The 14,725-nt window shown below is 56.9% G+C and carries 14 protein-coding genes; 7 read left to right on the forward strand and 7 right to left on the reverse strand.

What is annotated here, in order from left to right:
* Window positions 1-19: 19 nt before the first annotated feature.
* Together C8D90_RS11930 and djlA are read right to left on the reverse strand one after the other, a co-directional pair.
* Complete coding sequence (locus C8D90_RS11930) at window positions 20-1,018, reverse strand: aldo/keto reductase (RefSeq protein ID WP_115458676.1); 999 nt, start codon at window positions 1,016-1,018, stop codon at window positions 20-22.
* 194 nt (window positions 1,019-1,212) lie between these two features.
* Window positions 1,213-2,043 (reverse strand): co-chaperone DjlA, encoded by an 831-nt coding sequence (gene djlA, locus C8D90_RS11935; protein WP_115458677.1) that lies wholly within the window; start codon window positions 2,041-2,043, stop codon window positions 1,213-1,215.
* A gap of 184 nt (window positions 2,044-2,227) precedes the next feature.
* On the opposite strand from djlA, the gene lptD reads away from it, so the two are divergent.
* From lptD to apaH, 6 genes are all read left to right on the forward strand, one after another.
* On the forward strand, window positions 2,228-4,573 hold the full coding sequence (gene lptD, locus C8D90_RS11940; RefSeq protein WP_196238506.1) for an LPS assembly protein LptD: 2,346 nt from the start codon (window positions 2,228-2,230) through the stop codon (window positions 4,571-4,573).
* A gap of 121 nt (window positions 4,574-4,694) precedes the next feature.
* Window positions 4,695-6,020, forward strand: a complete 1,326-nt coding sequence (gene surA / locus C8D90_RS11945) for a peptidylprolyl isomerase SurA (RefSeq protein WP_115458679.1) — start codon at window positions 4,695-4,697, stop codon at window positions 6,018-6,020.
* Window positions 6,010-7,020, forward strand: a complete 1,011-nt coding sequence (pdxA, locus tag C8D90_RS11950) for a 4-hydroxythreonine-4-phosphate dehydrogenase PdxA (protein WP_115458680.1) — start codon at window positions 6,010-6,012, stop codon at window positions 7,018-7,020. The genes surA and pdxA overlap by 11 nt, the downstream gene beginning before the upstream one ends.
* Window positions 7,013-7,837 carry a 16S rRNA (adenine(1518)-N(6)/adenine(1519)-N(6))-dimethyltransferase RsmA gene (gene rsmA / locus C8D90_RS11955; protein WP_115458681.1) on the forward strand — a complete coding sequence of 275 codons (825 nt, stop codon included), beginning with the start codon at window positions 7,013-7,015 and terminating at the stop codon, window positions 7,835-7,837. The genes pdxA and rsmA overlap by 8 nt, the downstream gene beginning before the upstream one ends.
* 4 nt (window positions 7,838-7,841) lie before the next feature.
* The gene (gene apaG, locus C8D90_RS11960) at window positions 7,842-8,219 is read left to right on the forward strand and encodes a Co2+/Mg2+ efflux protein ApaG (RefSeq protein WP_115458682.1); all 378 of its coding nucleotides are present in this window, start codon (window positions 7,842-7,844) and stop codon (window positions 8,217-8,219) included.
* Between the two features lie 3 nt (window positions 8,220-8,222).
* Window positions 8,223-9,059 carry a bis(5'-nucleosyl)-tetraphosphatase (symmetrical) ApaH gene (apaH, locus tag C8D90_RS11965; RefSeq protein WP_115458683.1) on the forward strand — a complete coding sequence of 279 codons (837 nt, stop codon included), beginning with the start codon at window positions 8,223-8,225 and terminating at the stop codon, window positions 9,057-9,059.
* 51 nt (window positions 9,060-9,110) lie between these two features.
* Here apaH and folA read toward each other — a convergent pair whose 3' ends face one another.
* From folA to C8D90_RS11980, 3 genes are all read right to left on the reverse strand, one after another.
* Window positions 9,111-9,596: a type 3 dihydrofolate reductase gene (gene folA / locus C8D90_RS11970; protein WP_147291361.1), complete on the reverse strand. Its 486-nt coding sequence runs from the start codon at window positions 9,594-9,596 to the stop codon at window positions 9,111-9,113.
* A 124-nt stretch (window positions 9,597-9,720) separates the two neighbouring features.
* Entirely contained in the window at window positions 9,721-10,188 is a 468-nt protein-coding gene (locus C8D90_RS11975; RefSeq protein ID WP_260503027.1) for a threonine/serine exporter, read from the reverse strand.
* A complete protein-coding gene (locus C8D90_RS11980) occupies window positions 10,185-10,961 on the reverse strand; it encodes a threonine/serine exporter family protein (protein WP_115458686.1) in 777 nt (258 codons plus the stop codon). The genes C8D90_RS11975 and C8D90_RS11980 overlap by 4 nt, the downstream gene beginning before the upstream one ends.
* Window positions 10,962-11,120: 159 nt before the next feature.
* Between C8D90_RS11980 and C8D90_RS11985 the strand changes: the two genes are divergently transcribed.
* Window positions 11,121-11,735 carry a LysE family translocator gene (locus tag C8D90_RS11985; protein ID WP_115458687.1) on the forward strand — a complete coding sequence of 205 codons (615 nt, stop codon included), beginning with the start codon at window positions 11,121-11,123 and terminating at the stop codon, window positions 11,733-11,735.
* A gap of 16 nt (window positions 11,736-11,751) precedes the next feature.
* Here the strand turns inward: C8D90_RS11985 and kefC are convergent, their stop codons facing one another.
* The gene (gene kefC / locus C8D90_RS11990; protein ID WP_115458688.1) at window positions 11,752-13,635 is read right to left on the reverse strand and encodes a glutathione-regulated potassium-efflux system protein KefC; all 1,884 of its coding nucleotides are present in this window, start codon (window positions 13,633-13,635) and stop codon (window positions 11,752-11,754) included.
* Window positions 13,628-14,179 carry a glutathione-regulated potassium-efflux system oxidoreductase KefF gene (kefF, locus tag C8D90_RS11995; RefSeq protein WP_115458689.1) on the reverse strand — a complete coding sequence of 184 codons (552 nt, stop codon included), beginning with the start codon at window positions 14,177-14,179 and terminating at the stop codon, window positions 13,628-13,630. The genes kefC and kefF overlap by 8 nt, the downstream gene beginning before the upstream one ends.
* Window positions 14,180-14,725 lie beyond the last annotated feature (546 nt).

A 14,725-nucleotide genomic window follows, 5' to 3' on the forward strand; every position in this document is an offset into this window, starting at 1 on the left:
AAATGGAAGCCGCCAAAAATCAGGTATTGATCCCCTTCATACCCTCTCTGGAATAGCGTTCCCCTCTCACCAGGGAATGAGGCTGAATGGCATTAAGTCGCTCGACGTCTTCCCCGCTTAAAGAAATATCCGCGGCCCGGACGTTTTCAATAAGATAATCAATATGCCGGGTTCCCGGAATCGGTACGGTTCTTTGATATTGCGCCAGCAACCAGGCAAGCGCGATCTGGCCCTGGGTACATTGATATTTTTCCGCCAGCGGCTGAACAGCACGAAGCAACGCCGTATTATGGTCGATATTCTCTTGCTGAAAACGTTCATTATTCTTACGGAAATCGCCGTCCGCGAAATCCGTATTATGTAAATAACGGCCGGTGAGAAAGCCGCGCCCGAGCGGTGAATAAGGAACCAGCCCAATCCCTAATTCCTTAACCACGGGCAGAATGTCATGCTCAATATCCCGGGTCCATAATGAGTATTCCGTCTGAAGCGCCGTCAGCGGGCAGACGGCATGCGCCCTGCGCAGCGTTGCGGCAGACACTTCACACAATCCGGCGTGCTTAATCTTTCCCTCTTTTATCAGCCCGGCCAGGCATTCCATGCTTTCTTCAATCGGCGTTTCATGGCTGACACGGTGCAAATAAAACAGATCGATGCATTCTGTTCCCAGACGTTGCAGGGAATCATGGCAGCAGCGGCGGATATAATCAGGGCTGTTATTAATAGTGCGGGCATAAGATTCATCGGGAGAACGCACAATACCGCATTTCGTCGCAATACGGAGTTCCGCCCGTGCGGATTTGGAAAGGCCGGAAAGAAAATGGCCGATTAATCGTTCATTGTGCCCCCGGCCATAAAGATCCGCGGTATCAATAAAATTTACGCCCAGCTCAATGAGTTTATTCAGTACGCGGAGTGCGTTCGCATCATTGGTTTCACCATAGAATTCACTCAACCCCATGGCGCCGTACCCGATAGCGCTGACGGCCAGCTCAGATGAAAGCGATCTTCTGTTCATATTTGGCTCCTTTAGCAATTCGCCGCATTATTTCACGCGCCATTCCCCCTCTGAATTGCCATTTTTGTTATGCAATAAAGGTATCAGCGGGTACGTGAATGCCGTGAATTGATGCCGGAGCGCGGATGAATGAGGATGGGAAAGTTTAATGAGTAAAGGCCGGGTTGCATACGCACACCCGGCCACTGCGGATTTTACTTAAACCCTTTTTCTCTTTTAATCAGGTCATACGCCGCCTGAATATCCTGCGCCTTTTCCTTAGCCATCTCCATCATCTGCGGCGGCAGTCCTTTCGCCACCAGCTTGTCGGGATGATGCTCGCTCATCAGCTTGCGATAGGCGCGCTTCACGGTCGTATAGTCGTCATTCGGGCTGACCCCGAGCACCTTGCATGCGTCCTCCAGCGTCGGCCCGCGCTGCGCCTGCTGGTAGCCGCTTTGCTGCCGCTGCCCGCCGGTGTACTCACCGTAGCCGCCGCCGAACTGACGGCCGCCTTCCATCATGCTGAGGAACTGATCGAACTGCGCCCGGGAAATACCCAGCTCTTCGGCGATGACATACAGTATCTGGCGCTCATTGGGATGCAGCGAACCGTCGGCAAAAGCCGCCTGGATCTGAATTTCCAGAAACATCCGAATCAGGTCGAAGCGCCCGAAGCACACGCTGCGCAGTTCGCGCAGTTTGTCACGCAGCGGGAAGTTAGGCTCCTTTCCCTCGCGGAAAGCCTGCTGCGCCATGGTGCGGGCCTCGCCATGCAGTTGCATGCGGTCCATGAACATGCTGGCGATATGGATATCCGCCTCGGTGACACGCCCCTTCGACTTGGTCAGGTGACCCATCACCCGGTACGTAGTCTGAAAAAACAGCGTCTGGCGCTGTTGCTGGTTGGAAAAATAGCCGGACCGGCGCGTCGCGCGCGCCTTGTCCACCATGTATCCCAGCAACAGCCCGATAACCACTCCCCAAAAGCCGGCACCCGACACCCATCCCAGCGCAAAGCCAATTAATCTTCCCCAATACTGCATATCGTCCTCAATTCATCATGCCGACGGACACAAATTGCATTATCATACCTATCATTTATTCCGACGCCTAACAGCGATAGCTACTAATGCGTCGATTTAACACTAGCGCAACGCTGATGGGTGAGATAGTCTCTGACCGTTTGCGGCAAGACGCCTCTGAATGACGGAACTTCTGAAACCGCGTATGAAAAAAAGTATTCCAACACTCGCCGCTACCTTCGTCTGGTCGGCACTGTATAGCCAGGGAGCACTGGCGGATCTCGCCGAGCAGTGTCTGCTGGGTGTTCCTATGTACAATAAACCGCTGGTCTCGGGAAAGCCCGAGGACCTGCCCGTACATATTAAAGCGGATCACAGCAACGCCAATTATCCAGACAATGCGGTATTCAGCGGTAACGTGGATATCCAGCAAGGCAACAGCACCCTGACCGCCGATCACGTCCAGCTGGACCAAAAGGACCAGCCCGGTCATCCCGATCCGCTGCGTACCATCACAGCGACGGGCAATGTTAATTACGGCGACAATCAGGTGCAACTGAAAGGCCCGAAAGCCTGGTCGAACCTGAACACCAAAGATACTAACGTCTGGCAGGGCGATTATCAGTTCGTTGGCCGTCAGGGCCGCGGCGACGCCGATCTGATGAAAACCCGCGGAGAAAACCGCTATACGATCCTGGAAAACGGAACGTTTACTTCCTGCCTGCCCGGCGACAACAGCTGGAGCGTGGTCGGCTCCCAGATCATTCAGGACCGTGAAGAAGAAGTCGCTGAAATCTGGAACGCCCGCTTTAAAATCGGCAAAGTGCCGATCTTTTACAGCCCGTATTTACAACTGCCGATCGGCGACAAGCGTCGTTCCGGCTTCCTGATCCCCAGCCTCAACTATTCCAACGACAGCGGTTTTGAATTTTCACTGCCGTTCTACTGGAATATCGCGCCGCAATATGACGCCACCATTACGCCGCACTATATGGAAGATCGCGGCCTGCAACTGGAGAACGAATTCCGTTACCTGAACGTGACGGGTTCCGGTTTGATGGCGTTGGACTGGTTGGATAAGGACCGTCATTATGACGAGGATCACCCCAATTCCAACGAGAAAGATCCGAAACGTTGGCTGTTCTACTGGCGTCACGGCGGGGTGATGGATCAGGTGTGGCGTTTTAACATCGATTACACCAAGGTAAGCGATCCCTATTACTTCTCCGACTTCAGTTCGAAGTACGGCTCCAGCACCGACGGCTACGCCACGCAGAAATTCAGCGTGGGTTATGCCCAGGAGAACTGGGACGCCACGCTGTCCGCCAAGCAGTTCCAGGTTTTCGCCAACGCCGGTAACGCCAACTCTTACCGCGCCGAGCCGCAGCTGGATATGAACTACTATAAAAATGACATCGGGCCGTTCGATCTCCATCTCTACGGCCAGGCGGTGAAGTTCACCAGCGAAAACCCCGGCAACCCGACGGCCGAACGTTACCATTTCGAACCGACGATCGACATGCCGCTCTCTAACCGCTGGGGCAGCCTGAACACCGAAGCCAAGATGATGGCGACGCACTATCAGCAGGACGTGCCGAAAAATAACGCCAACTTCAGCAGCCTCAAGGACTCCGTCAACCGCGTGATGCCGGAATTCAAGGTCGACGGCAAAATGATCTTCGACCGCGACATGCAGTGGGCGCAGGGCTATACCCAGACGCTGGAGCCGCGCGCCCAGTATCTGTATATCCCGTACCGCGATCAGAGCAACATCTACACCTACGACTCCACCCTGCTGCAAACCGACTATACCGGCCTGTTCCGCGACCGCAGCTACAGCGGCCTGGACCGCATCGCGTCATCCAATCAGATCGCCTCAGGGGTCACATCGCGTATTTATGATGATGCCCTGGTGGAACGTTTTAACGTTTCCGTGGGTCAAATCTATTACTTCACGCGTTCGCGTACCGGCGATGACACTGATACCATCGACCAGAACAAGAATACCGGCAGCCTGGTATGGGCCGGCGACTCTTACTGGAAGATCAGCGATAGCTGGGGCCTGCGCGGAGGTATGCAGTACGATACGCGTCTGGACAGCGTTGTGTTGGGCGATGCCGTCATGGAATATCGCCGCAATGCCGAAACCATGATTCAGCTGAATTACCGTTATGCCAGCCCGGAATACGTTACGGCGATGATCCCGGCTTACAAGAACAATCAGCTGTACAATCAGGGCATCAACCAGGTCGGCGCCATCGGCAGTATGCCGGTAGCCGATCGCTGGGCGATGGTAGCCGGTTACTATTACGATACCAACGCAAACCAGACCGCCGACGCACTGCTCGGCCTGCAGTACAACACCTGCTGCTGGTCGATAGGCGTCAACTATGAACGTAAGATCAAAGACTGGGACAATACGGACAGAAACAGCAAATACGACAACCGCTTTTCGATCCATTTTGCCCTGCGCGGCATGAGCAATAATTACAGCCTGGGGACCGCAGATATGTTGAGGTCGAACATTCTGCCTTACCAGCGTGCGTTCTGATTTCTGAAATGCCCCGGAAACTCCGGGCTTAACGGCCCGGAGCGACGGTTTTTTATCGGCAACACCACGTGTTTGAATCATTAACCCGCACCCGGTGCGGATTTAGATAAACGGAAAAAGTATGAAGAACTGGAGAACGCTGATACTCAGTGTCGCATTGTGTGCCAACACTGCGTTTGCAGCCCCTCAAGTCGTTGATAAAGTTGCCGCCGTGGTAGACAACGGCGTGGTTCTGGAGAGCGACGTCGATTCAATGATGCAGTCCGTTAAGCAAGGCGCCTCCGCCGCCGGACAGCAGCTGCCGGATGACAGCACCTTACGCCACCAGATCCTGGAACGTCTGATCATGGACAACATCCAGCTGCAGATGGCGAAAAAGATGGGGATCAACATCAGCGATCAGGAAGTAGATAACGCCATCGCCAACATCGCTCAGCAAAACCGCATGACAATGGACCAGATGCGCGGCCGCCTGGCGGCTGACGGCATTGGTTATAAAACCTACCGTGAGCAGATCCGTAAAGAGATGCTGATTTCTGAAGTGCGTAACAACGAAGTACGCCGCCGTGTGACCATTCTGCCGCAGGAAGTCGAAGCGCTGGCAAAACAGGTCAGCGCGCAGAATAGCGGTGAAACCGAGCTTAACCTGAGCCACATCCTGCTTCCGCTGCCGGAAAACCCCAGCCAGTCTCAGGTCAATGATGCCGAGCAGCAGGCCCGTCAGTTAGTGGACGAGCTGCACAAAGGCGCAGACTTCGCCAAAATGGCAATGACGTACTCCGCAGACTCCCAGGCGCTGAAAGGCGGCCAGATGGGATGGGGAAGAATTCAGGAACTGCCGTCCCTGTTCGCCTCCGCCCTGCAAACCGCCAAGCGCGGCGACATCATCGGCCCGATCCGCTCCGGCGTGGGTTTCCATATCCTGAAGGTTAACGATCTGCGCGGCGATCAGGGCAACATTTCCGTGACCGAGGTGCATGCCCGCCACATCCTGCTGCGCCCGTCCCCGGTCATGACCGACGAGCAAGCCCGCACCAAACTGGAAGCGCTGGCCCGTCAGATCGACAGCAAGCAGATTACGTTTGAAGAAGCAGCCAAACAGAACTCCCAGGACCCCGGCTCCGCCCTGAAAGGCGGCGATCTGGGCTGGGCAACGCCGGACATTTTCGATCCTGCCTTCCGCGATGCGCTGCTGCGCCTGCAGAAAGGCCAGATGAGCTCGCCGGTGCACTCGTCCTTCGGCTGGCACCTGATCCAACTGCTGGACACCCGCCAGGTCGACAAAACCGACGCGGCCCAGAAAGATCGCGCCTACCGGATGCTGTTTAACCGTAAGTTCGCCGAAGAAGCGCAGACCTGGATGCAGGAACAGCGCGCGGCAGCCTACGTGAAAATCCTGGACGGCAGCGCCGCGCCGTCCGCAAGCAGCACGTCTGATGTCCGGTAACTTCCCGCGCATCGTCATTACCCCCGGCGAACCCGCCGGGGTCGGCCCGGATTTGATTGTCACCCTGGCTCAGCAGGCCTGGCCCGCTGAGCTGGTGGTGTGCGCCGATCCGGCGCTGTTGTCCGAACGGGCCGACGTTCTGAATCTCCCCCTGACCCTGCGCGACTATGACGCCACGCGGCCCGCACGGGCGCAGGAAGCCGGTACGCTGACCCTGTTGCCGGTTTCCCTGCATGCGCCGGTTCGTCCTGGCGTACTGGATGTCGCCAACGGCCGCTACGTTACGGACACGCTGGCCCGCGCCTGCGACGGTTGCCTGAGCGGCGAGTTTTCGGCGCTGGTGACCGGCCCGGTGCATAAGGGAATCATCAACGACGCCGGCGTTCCTTTTACCGGCCATACCGAATTTTTCGCCGATCGCAGCCATTGCGATCGCGTGGTGATGATGCTGGCTACCGAGGAATTACGGGTGGCGCTGGCAACCACGCACCTGCCTTTGATGGACGTACCGGCTGCGATTACGCCGCAGACGCTGACCGAAGTCATCACCATTCTGGCCCACGATCTGCGCACCAAATTCGGCATCGCCCGGCCGCAAATCTACGTGTGCGGCCTGAACCCCCACGCCGGTGAAGGCGGGCATATGGGGCGCGAAGAGCTGGACGTCATCATTCCGGTGCTGGACACCCTGCGCGCCCAGGGCATTAGCCTGATTGGCCCGCTGCCGGCGGATACCCTGTTCCAGCCGAAATACCTGGACCATGCCGACGCGGTGCTGGCGATGTACCATGATCAGGGGCTGCCGGTGCTAAAATATCAGGGATTCGGCCGCGCCGTGAACATCACCCTGGGCTTGCCCTTTATCCGCACCTCGGTCGATCACGGAACCGCGCTCGATCTTGCCGCAACCGGACGCGCGGAGTCCGGCAGTTTTAAAACGGCGCTGAATCTCGCCATCAGCATGACTAACAATTCAATGATTAACGACAGCAATGAATAACCGAGTTCATCAGGGGCATCAGGCCCGCAAACGCTTCGGGCAAAACTTTCTTACCGATCAGTTCGTGATCGATAACATCGTTTCCGCCATCAACCCCCAACCGGGGCAGGCCGTCGTAGAGATCGGGCCGGGCCTCGGCGCACTGACCGAACCGGTGGCCGACCGCATGGACAAAATGACGGTAATTGAGCTGGATCGCGATCTGGCCGCCCGTCTGCAAACGCACCCGTTCATCAGCAGCAAGCTGACCATCCGCCAGCAGGATGCCATGACCGTCGACTTCGGCGAACTGGCCCGCGAGCTGGGGCAACCGCTGCGCGTGTTCGGCAATCTGCCTTATAACATCTCGACCCCGCTGATGTTCCACCTTTTCAGCTATACTAACTCTATCAGCGACATGCATTTTATGTTGCAGAAAGAGGTCGTTAACCGTCTGGTTGCCGGGCCGGACAGCAAGGCTTACGGTCGTCTGAGCGTGATGGCGCAGTATTACTGCCAGGTCATCCCGGTGCTGCAGGTGCCGCCGTCGGCGTTTCGTCCCGCCCCGAAAGTGGACTCCGCGGTGGTCAGGCTGGTGCCGCACGCCGAGATCCCTTGCCCGGTGTCCGAGGTCCGCATGCTCAGCCGCATCACCACTGACGCCTTCAACCAGCGGCGTAAGACGATCCGCAACAGCCTGGGCCACCTGTTTACGCCGGAGCAACTCGGCGATTTAGGATTAGACCCGGCTCTCAGAGCGGAAAACATTTCTGTGGCAAACTACTGCAAACTGGCAAACTGGTTGTGCGAACATCCGCAGCCCACACAGGAGCCGTAACGCGATGATTGACTCGCCCCGTGTATGTATTCAGGTACAAAGCGCCTACGTTGAAGTGCAATCTCTCCCGGAAGAGGAGCGGTTCGTATTTGCTTATACCGTGACCATTCGCAACCTGGGGCGGACCAACGTGCAGTTACTGCGACGTTACTGGCTGATTACCAACGGTAACGGCCGGCAGACGGAAGTTCAGGGGGAAGGCGTCGTCGGCGAACAGCCGCTGATCCTGCCCAACAACGAGTTCCAGTACACCAGCGGCGCGATTCTGGAAACGCCGTTCGGCACCATGGAAGGGCATTACGAAATGGTGGGTCACGAAGGTGAAACATTCCGCGTTGCCGTTCCCGTATTCCGTTTAGCGCTACCGACTCTGATTAACTGATCTATGTCTACATTACTGATTGGCGACGTGCATGGTTGCTACGAGGAATTGCGCGCATTACTGGCGCAGGCTGATTTCAATCCTTCCCGCGATACCCTGTGGCTGACCGGCGACCTGGTCGCCCGCGGGCCGGACTCCGCAGACGTACTGCGTTACGTTTCCTCGCTGGGCGACAGCGTGCGCCTGGTGCTCGGCAACCACGACCTGCATCTGTTGGCGGTCTATGCCGGCATCAGCCGCAACAAACCCAAAGATAAAATCACCCCGCTGATGGAAGCGCCCGACGCCGACCGGCTGATTAACTGGCTGCGCCGTCAGCCGCTGTTACAGGTGGACGACGAGAAAAAGCTGGTGATGTCTCATGCCGGCATCAGCCCGCAGTGGGATCTGGCGACGGCGAAAATGTGCGCCCGCGAAGTGGAAGCCATGCTGAGCAGCGACAGCTATCCGCTGTTTCTCGACGCCATGTACGGCGACATGCCGAATAACTGGTCTCCGGAGCTTACCGGGCTGGCGCGCCTGCGTTTTTCCACCAATTCGCTGACCCGCATGCGTTATTGTTTCCCCGGCGGCGAACTGGACATGATCTGTAAAGACGCGCCCGACGCGGCGCCCGCGCCGCTGCGGCCGTGGTTTGAACTCGACAGTCCGGTGGTGAATGCCGGTTACTCCATCATTTTCGGTCACTGGGCTTCTCTGGAAGGCAAAGGCACGCCGGAACACATTTATCCGCTCGATACCGGCTGCTGTTGGGGCGGCAACCTCACCCTGCTGCGCTGGGAAGATAAACGCATCTTTACCCAACCGTCGCGGCAGGCGCCGAAAGATGGAATGATATAAATGCATCAGGCTCCGTTACGGAGCCTGATTTCTTCACGCGGTAAACCGGGATTATTTGCTGCGTCTCTCCAGCACTTCAAAGCAGTAACCGTGAGAGTTTTTATCGTCAGCATCATGAAACTCGCTGAACGTCGTTTCCCAGTCATCCGGATCGTAGGACGGGAAATAGGTATCCCCGCCGACTTCCATATCAATATGTGTCAGATATAAACGACGCGCCAGCGGCAAAAACTGCTCATACACCCGGCCGCCGCCGATCACCATGACCTCATCCGCGCCGGTTGCGGCAGCGATCGCTTCTTTGATCGATCCCACCCAGGTGACGCGCTCATCATTGCCGGGCTTGCCGCTTATTACGATGTTATGCCGTCCTGGCAACGGACGCCCGATGGAGTCAAACGTCCTGCGCCCCATTATCACCGGCTTATTCAGCGTATTCTGCTTAAACCAGGCCATATCGGCCGGCAGGTGCCAGGGCATTTCGTTTTCCATGCCAATAACGCCATCCGAAGCAAGTGCCGCAATCAGGCTGATCATCATCTTCATCGTTCCCGCAGAGCAAAAGTTCGGCCCACTATACGGAAAGCCACCTTTTTCGTCGATAGAGAAAAAAGCCATAATCCGGTTATCGGACTAGGACGATTTTTCTGCATACCATCGGCTATACGCCCGGTCGTTTCCGGTACAGCCACAGCCCCGGCAGAGAAAGCCCGATCGACAATGCCCCGACGATAAACGCCGCCTTGAGAAAGTTGGTCACCAGCGCTTCAAAGAGCAGCGGGCTATATCCCTGATGAGATATCTTCACGACGGAAATCATGGCGGTGTAAGCGTAGATCCCAGGGAACATCGGGATCACCGCCGCCACGGTAAAGACCTTGGGGTGCGCCAGCAACCAACGGGACCACTGGATACCGATGACGCCGATCATAATCGACGCGCACAGGGTCGCCCATTCCACATTCATGCCCGCCGCCATCATGATCATCCGGGAGCCGTGCCCGATACCGCCCAGCAAGGCGCAATAAGGCAACGCGCGTACGGGGACGTTGAATACCATGGCAAACCCCAGCGCCGGGATCGCAGCCAGAATGACGTCCTGAACCAACGCCAGCAAAAACGTTATCATGCCCACCCCCTCAGGCCCCAGAGGGACATCGCCATCACCACGCCGATACAGGTCGCCAGCGTCAGCAGGCTGGCCATCGCCCAGCGCGCCAGACCGGTATTCACATGGCCTTTGAACATATCCGCAACCGCGTTGATCAGCGGAAAGCCCGGCACCAATAACAACACGCTGGCCGCCATGGCAATCGCCGGGGTTTGCTGGAACAGGGAAAGCTTCAGCATCAGGCCCGATACCGACGTCGCCACGAAGGCGGTAATGCAAAAGTTAATCAGGGGATTCATTTGCCGGAGGGTCAGCACCTGACGCGCATACATGGCGATGCCGCTGGCAAAGAAAGCGACCAGCGAACCGTCCCAGCCGCCGCCGTTCAGCTTGCAAAAACAGCCGCAGGAAAGGCCGACCATCAGCACCACCAGCCAGCGCGGATAGCGCAGCGGCCTGATGTGGTCGAAGCGTTTGCGCACGTCACGCAGATCCAGCAGCCGGTGCTCAGCCATAATGACGATATGCTGCACTTCGGTAACCACGTGCATATTAATGCCGCGATCGACGTTTTTACGCGTAGACGTCAGGCAATGGCCGTTTTGGATCGTAGTCAACACGATGGCATTGGCCGAAATCGAACTCTCCACGCTGTCAGCCCCCAGCGCTTTTCCCAGACGCGCCGAAAGCTGTTCCACCAGCATGCTCTCGGCGCCATGTTGCAGCAACAGCAACGCGCACTGAATACACAGCCGCGTCAGCTCCCTTTGACCGGGCGATTCCACGTCCATCAGACACCCCGAAAATTATTTATCCGTTCAGATTCTGCCCGTTGCGGGCGAAACATCATTCTTAACATATCGGCGGGATAACGCCAATAACCGTAGTATCCGTGGTGGATATCACGCTATCATCATGCCAGTCTTCACCTTTTTCTGCCGGGAGCCATCATGCTGGAAACCTCACTGTTCGTCGTTACGATTGCCACGTTAGGCATGTTGTCTCCCGGGCCGGATTTCTTCCTGGTAATCAAAAACGCCGCACGTTATCAGCGCAAAGCGGCCATGATGACCGCACTGGGCGTTATCTGCGGCGTCGCCACGCACATGTCCTACTGCGTCGCCGGGCTGGCCGTGGTCATCACCACGACGCCCTGGCTGTTCAACCTGCTGAAATACGCCGGCGCGGTTTATCTGATCTGGATCGGTATTCAGGCCCTGCGTTCACACGCTAACAGCAAGCTGAACGTCAGCAACCTGCCGCGACAGCAGGTCAGCCTGAAAAGCGCGTTCCTGCAGGGGTATCTGTGCAACCTGCTCAATCCCAAGGCGACGCTGTTTTTTCTGGCGGTATTCACGCAGGTATTGCAGGTTAACTCCGGGTTCGGCGAGAAACTGTGGTATGCGGCAATTATCTGGGGATTGGCCGCGATTTGGTGGCCGGTGCTGGTGATGCTGTTTCAGAGCGCGCCGGTGCGGAGCGCGCTGGAGAAAGCGCAGAAGATCGTCGATCGTCTGCTGGGTGCGGTACTGATCGCCATGGGGATTAAGGTCGCCCTGAGCTGACGACCCCGCGTTCAGGTTACTCTTTCGCCACGATAACCGGTTCTTCCTCCGGCACCGTGACGTCAGGGTCCAAATCCGGCGACTTGCCGTCGATGCTGCCGCGCCAGCCGCTCTGCTGAGCCACACTCAGGCGGACTTTGTCCTGCTGGATGGCCTGCGTCAGCATTTCACGGGTACGCTTCAGCGTAGCGATGCGGAACTCCGTATCTTCGTAGTTCGCCAGCATATCTTCCAGCATCTTCAGGTTATAGCGACGGAACGTATCAGCTTTTTCCCGTGCTTCGTACGCCCCGATGCCAAGATGCTCCAGCACATGACGCCCGACGCGCAGCGATCCTTCAAACAGTTCACGCTCCACGGACTCCACGCCAAGCTGGCGCAGTTGGTAGAAGTGGTCGACGTCCCTGGCGCGCGCGACGATCTTCAGGTGAGGGAAATGCGCCTGCGCCAGCATCGTCAGCTCCAGGTTGGCATCCACATCGTCGATGGCGTTAATCAGCACGCTGGCATGCGCCGCGCCGGCGGATTCCAGCAGATCAACGCGCGTGGCATCGCCGTAGAATACCTTCATGCCGAACTTACGCAGGGTTTCCACATGGTCGGGATCGTGATCCAGTACCACGGTGCGTACGTCGTTCGACAGCAACAGACGTCCGGCGATCTGACCGAAGCGCCCGAAGCCCGCGATGATCACGCTGGCGCTGTCGTCCTCAATCACGTCGTCGGGCCGATCGTTCTGCCCTGCGCCTTTCTCCAGCCGGGAGTAAAGCACCAACAGCAACGGCGTGGCCGCCATCGACAGGGCTACCGCCAACGTCAGCGCCTTTGTCCACTCCGGCGTTAATACGCCAGCCATCCGCGCCGCGCCGAATACCACGAACGCAAACTCACTGCCCTGCCCCAGCAGGGCGGCAAACAACACTTTCTGCCGCCGCGGCACCTTCAACAGCGGCGCCAGCAGCCACAGTACAACAGATTTCAGGAGCAGGAAGCCGAACAGGAGCGTGGCGATCAGCACAGGGTGGCTGAACAGAGTACCGAAGTCGATCGACATCCCGACGCCGATGAAAAACAGCCCCAGCAATAGCCCCTTAAACGGCAGAATGTCGCTTTCCAGCGCGTGACGGTATTCCGAGCTGGCCAGCAACACGCCGGCGAGAAAGGCGCCCATTGCCATCGACATTCCTGCCATTTCCAGCAACACGCCGAACCCGAAAACCAGAAATAACGCTACCGCGCTGAACACTTCCCGCAGCCCGGAGCGGGCAACGAAGCGCAGGGCCGGGCGCACTACGTAGCGCCCCAGCAGAATCACCGCCGCCAGCGCGCCGACGACCTTTGCCGCAGAAATCAGAAAAGCAGCCAGCGTGGTGCTGGCGCCGCTGTGCGCCAGCAGCGGGATCATCGCCACCAGCGGAATGGCTGCGATGTCCTGAAACAGCAGCACAGCAAACGATGTCCGCCCCATCGGCGACAGCGTCAGGCTGCGCTCATTCATGGCCTGCATGGCGATCGCGGTGGAAGAAAGCGCCAGGGTCAGGCCGATCAGCAACGCCACTTCCCAGCCCAATCCCAGCAGATAGCAAAACACGCTCAGCACCAGCCCGCATCCCACCATCTGAATGCAGCCGCCGCCGAAAACGGATGCCCGCAGCGTCCACAGCCGGCGCGGATCCAGCTCCAGCCCGATCACGAACAGCATCAGCACCACGCCAATTTCCGCGAAGGTCAGGATCGACTCCGCATCCGACACCAGCTTCAGCCCCCACGGACCGATAATACAGCCGGCGATCAGGTAACCCAGCACCGAGCCCAGCCCCATGCGCACCGCCAGCGGTACGAACAGCGCGGCGGAGCCGAGGTAAATCAGCCCTTCGAGCATCATGCCGTGATTATCCATGCGCGACCTCCGCTGCCGTCTGATAACGCGCCTGATAATCCAGCAGCAAACGACGGTAACGCTCCCCTGAGCGCGCCAGGCTCTCTTCATCACAGGCAAAGGTGTTATGTACCGCAAAGCACGGCTGCCAGTTCAGGCCGCAATACAGCGCCGTGGCTTGTATCGGCTGAGCCAGCACGTCAAAACCCGGGTGATCGCCCAGGTCGAAGTGATGATCATCGCCCCCGGTGGTTACCGCCCACAGAAAGTCTTTTCCGTGCAGCGCGGTGCCTTCATGTCCGTACGCCCAACCGTGCTCCAGCACCTTGTCGAGCCACAACTTGAGCAGCGGCGGCATGTTGTACCACTGCATCGGATGCTGGAGGACGATCAAATCCGCTCCTTCCAGCGCCCGCTGCTCCGCGGCCACATTGATGTTGAAGTCAGGATACAGGTCATACAAAGAGCGCACGTTAAGGTCGGCGACATCAGCCACGGCATCCAGCAGCCGTTGGTTGGCGTGAGAATGCCGGGGATAAGGGTGCGCATAGATAATCAAAATCATGAAGATCCCGTTGAACATGTGGGGGTTGTTTAAGCATAGGTAAAAATCGTGGTGCAAGGCGCCGTACATAGCGTGCCACTGTGGAAAAAAAATGATATTGAAATATTTTGATAGCTTAATACCAGGCTTTTGTGGTTAAAAAGACCATGAGAGTACATTGCTCAAAATCCCCCCGCCCACCGGCATGTTACACAGACAAAACATAAATCCAACTAATGTCATTGCGAAACTATTTTTCTGTTTATAATTATTCATACAGATCAGATACTTTTCTGAGTGATAATCATTCACTCATGGCGTTCTATTAATGTACTGAATGCGGGATTTCTGCATGGTGATGATGGAGGGAGTGTACCTTTCTATACTATCGTAAATAGGTACAGTGGGTATAAATATATTTTTGTGATAATTATTCAATGTGATTTGATTTGTCATACCAAGTATGAAATGAGATAGCGCACTCTTATCATTCAAATGAAAGGGGAAAAAACCTAATGCAGAAAGAGCGTTATCTCAGAATTCTGTTATCGTTCGCCAGACATATTT

Origin of the sequence: Enterobacillus tribolii, assembly GCF_003363015.1 — a bacterium.
GTDB lineage: Bacteria > Pseudomonadota > Gammaproteobacteria > Enterobacterales > Enterobacteriaceae > Enterobacillus > Enterobacillus tribolii.

Excerpts from the sequence above, each read along its gene's own strand:
- folA (WP_147291361.1), bottom strand. The coding sequence starts at position 9,596 with ATGATCAGCCTGATTGCGGCACTTGCTTCGGATGGCGTTATTGGCATG.
- rsmA (WP_115458681.1), top strand. The coding sequence starts at position 7,013 with ATGAATAACCGAGTTCATCAGGGGCATCAGGCCCGCAAACGCTTCGGG.
- kefF (WP_115458689.1), bottom strand. The coding sequence starts at position 14,179 with ATGATTTTGATTATCTATGCGCACCCTTATCCCCGGCATTCTCACGCC.
- pdxA (WP_115458680.1), top strand. The coding sequence starts at position 6,010 with ATGTCCGGTAACTTCCCGCGCATCGTCATTACCCCCGGCGAACCCGCC.
- C8D90_RS11985 (WP_115458687.1), top strand. The coding sequence starts at position 11,121 with ATGCTGGAAACCTCACTGTTCGTCGTTACGATTGCCACGTTAGGCATG.
- surA (WP_115458679.1), top strand. The coding sequence starts at position 4,695 with ATGAAGAACTGGAGAACGCTGATACTCAGTGTCGCATTGTGTGCCAAC.
- C8D90_RS11980 (WP_115458686.1), bottom strand. The coding sequence starts at position 10,961 with ATGGACGTGGAATCGCCCGGTCAAAGGGAGCTGACGCGGCTGTGTATT.
- apaH (WP_115458683.1), top strand. The coding sequence starts at position 8,223 with ATGTCTACATTACTGATTGGCGACGTGCATGGTTGCTACGAGGAATTG.
- C8D90_RS11930 (WP_115458676.1), bottom strand. The coding sequence starts at position 1,018 with ATGAACAGAAGATCGCTTTCATCTGAGCTGGCCGTCAGCGCTATCGGG.
- kefC (WP_115458688.1), bottom strand. The coding sequence starts at position 13,635 with ATGGATAATCACGGCATGATGCTCGAAGGGCTGATTTACCTCGGCTCC.
- C8D90_RS11975 (WP_260503027.1), bottom strand. The coding sequence starts at position 10,188 with ATGATAACGTTTTTGCTGGCGTTGGTTCAGGACGTCATTCTGGCTGCG.
- lptD (WP_196238506.1), top strand. The coding sequence starts at position 2,228 with ATGAAAAAAAGTATTCCAACACTCGCCGCTACCTTCGTCTGGTCGGCA.
- djlA (WP_115458677.1), bottom strand. The coding sequence starts at position 2,043 with ATGCAGTATTGGGGAAGATTAATTGGCTTTGCGCTGGGATGGGTGTCG.
- apaG (WP_115458682.1), top strand. The coding sequence starts at position 7,842 with ATGATTGACTCGCCCCGTGTATGTATTCAGGTACAAAGCGCCTACGTT.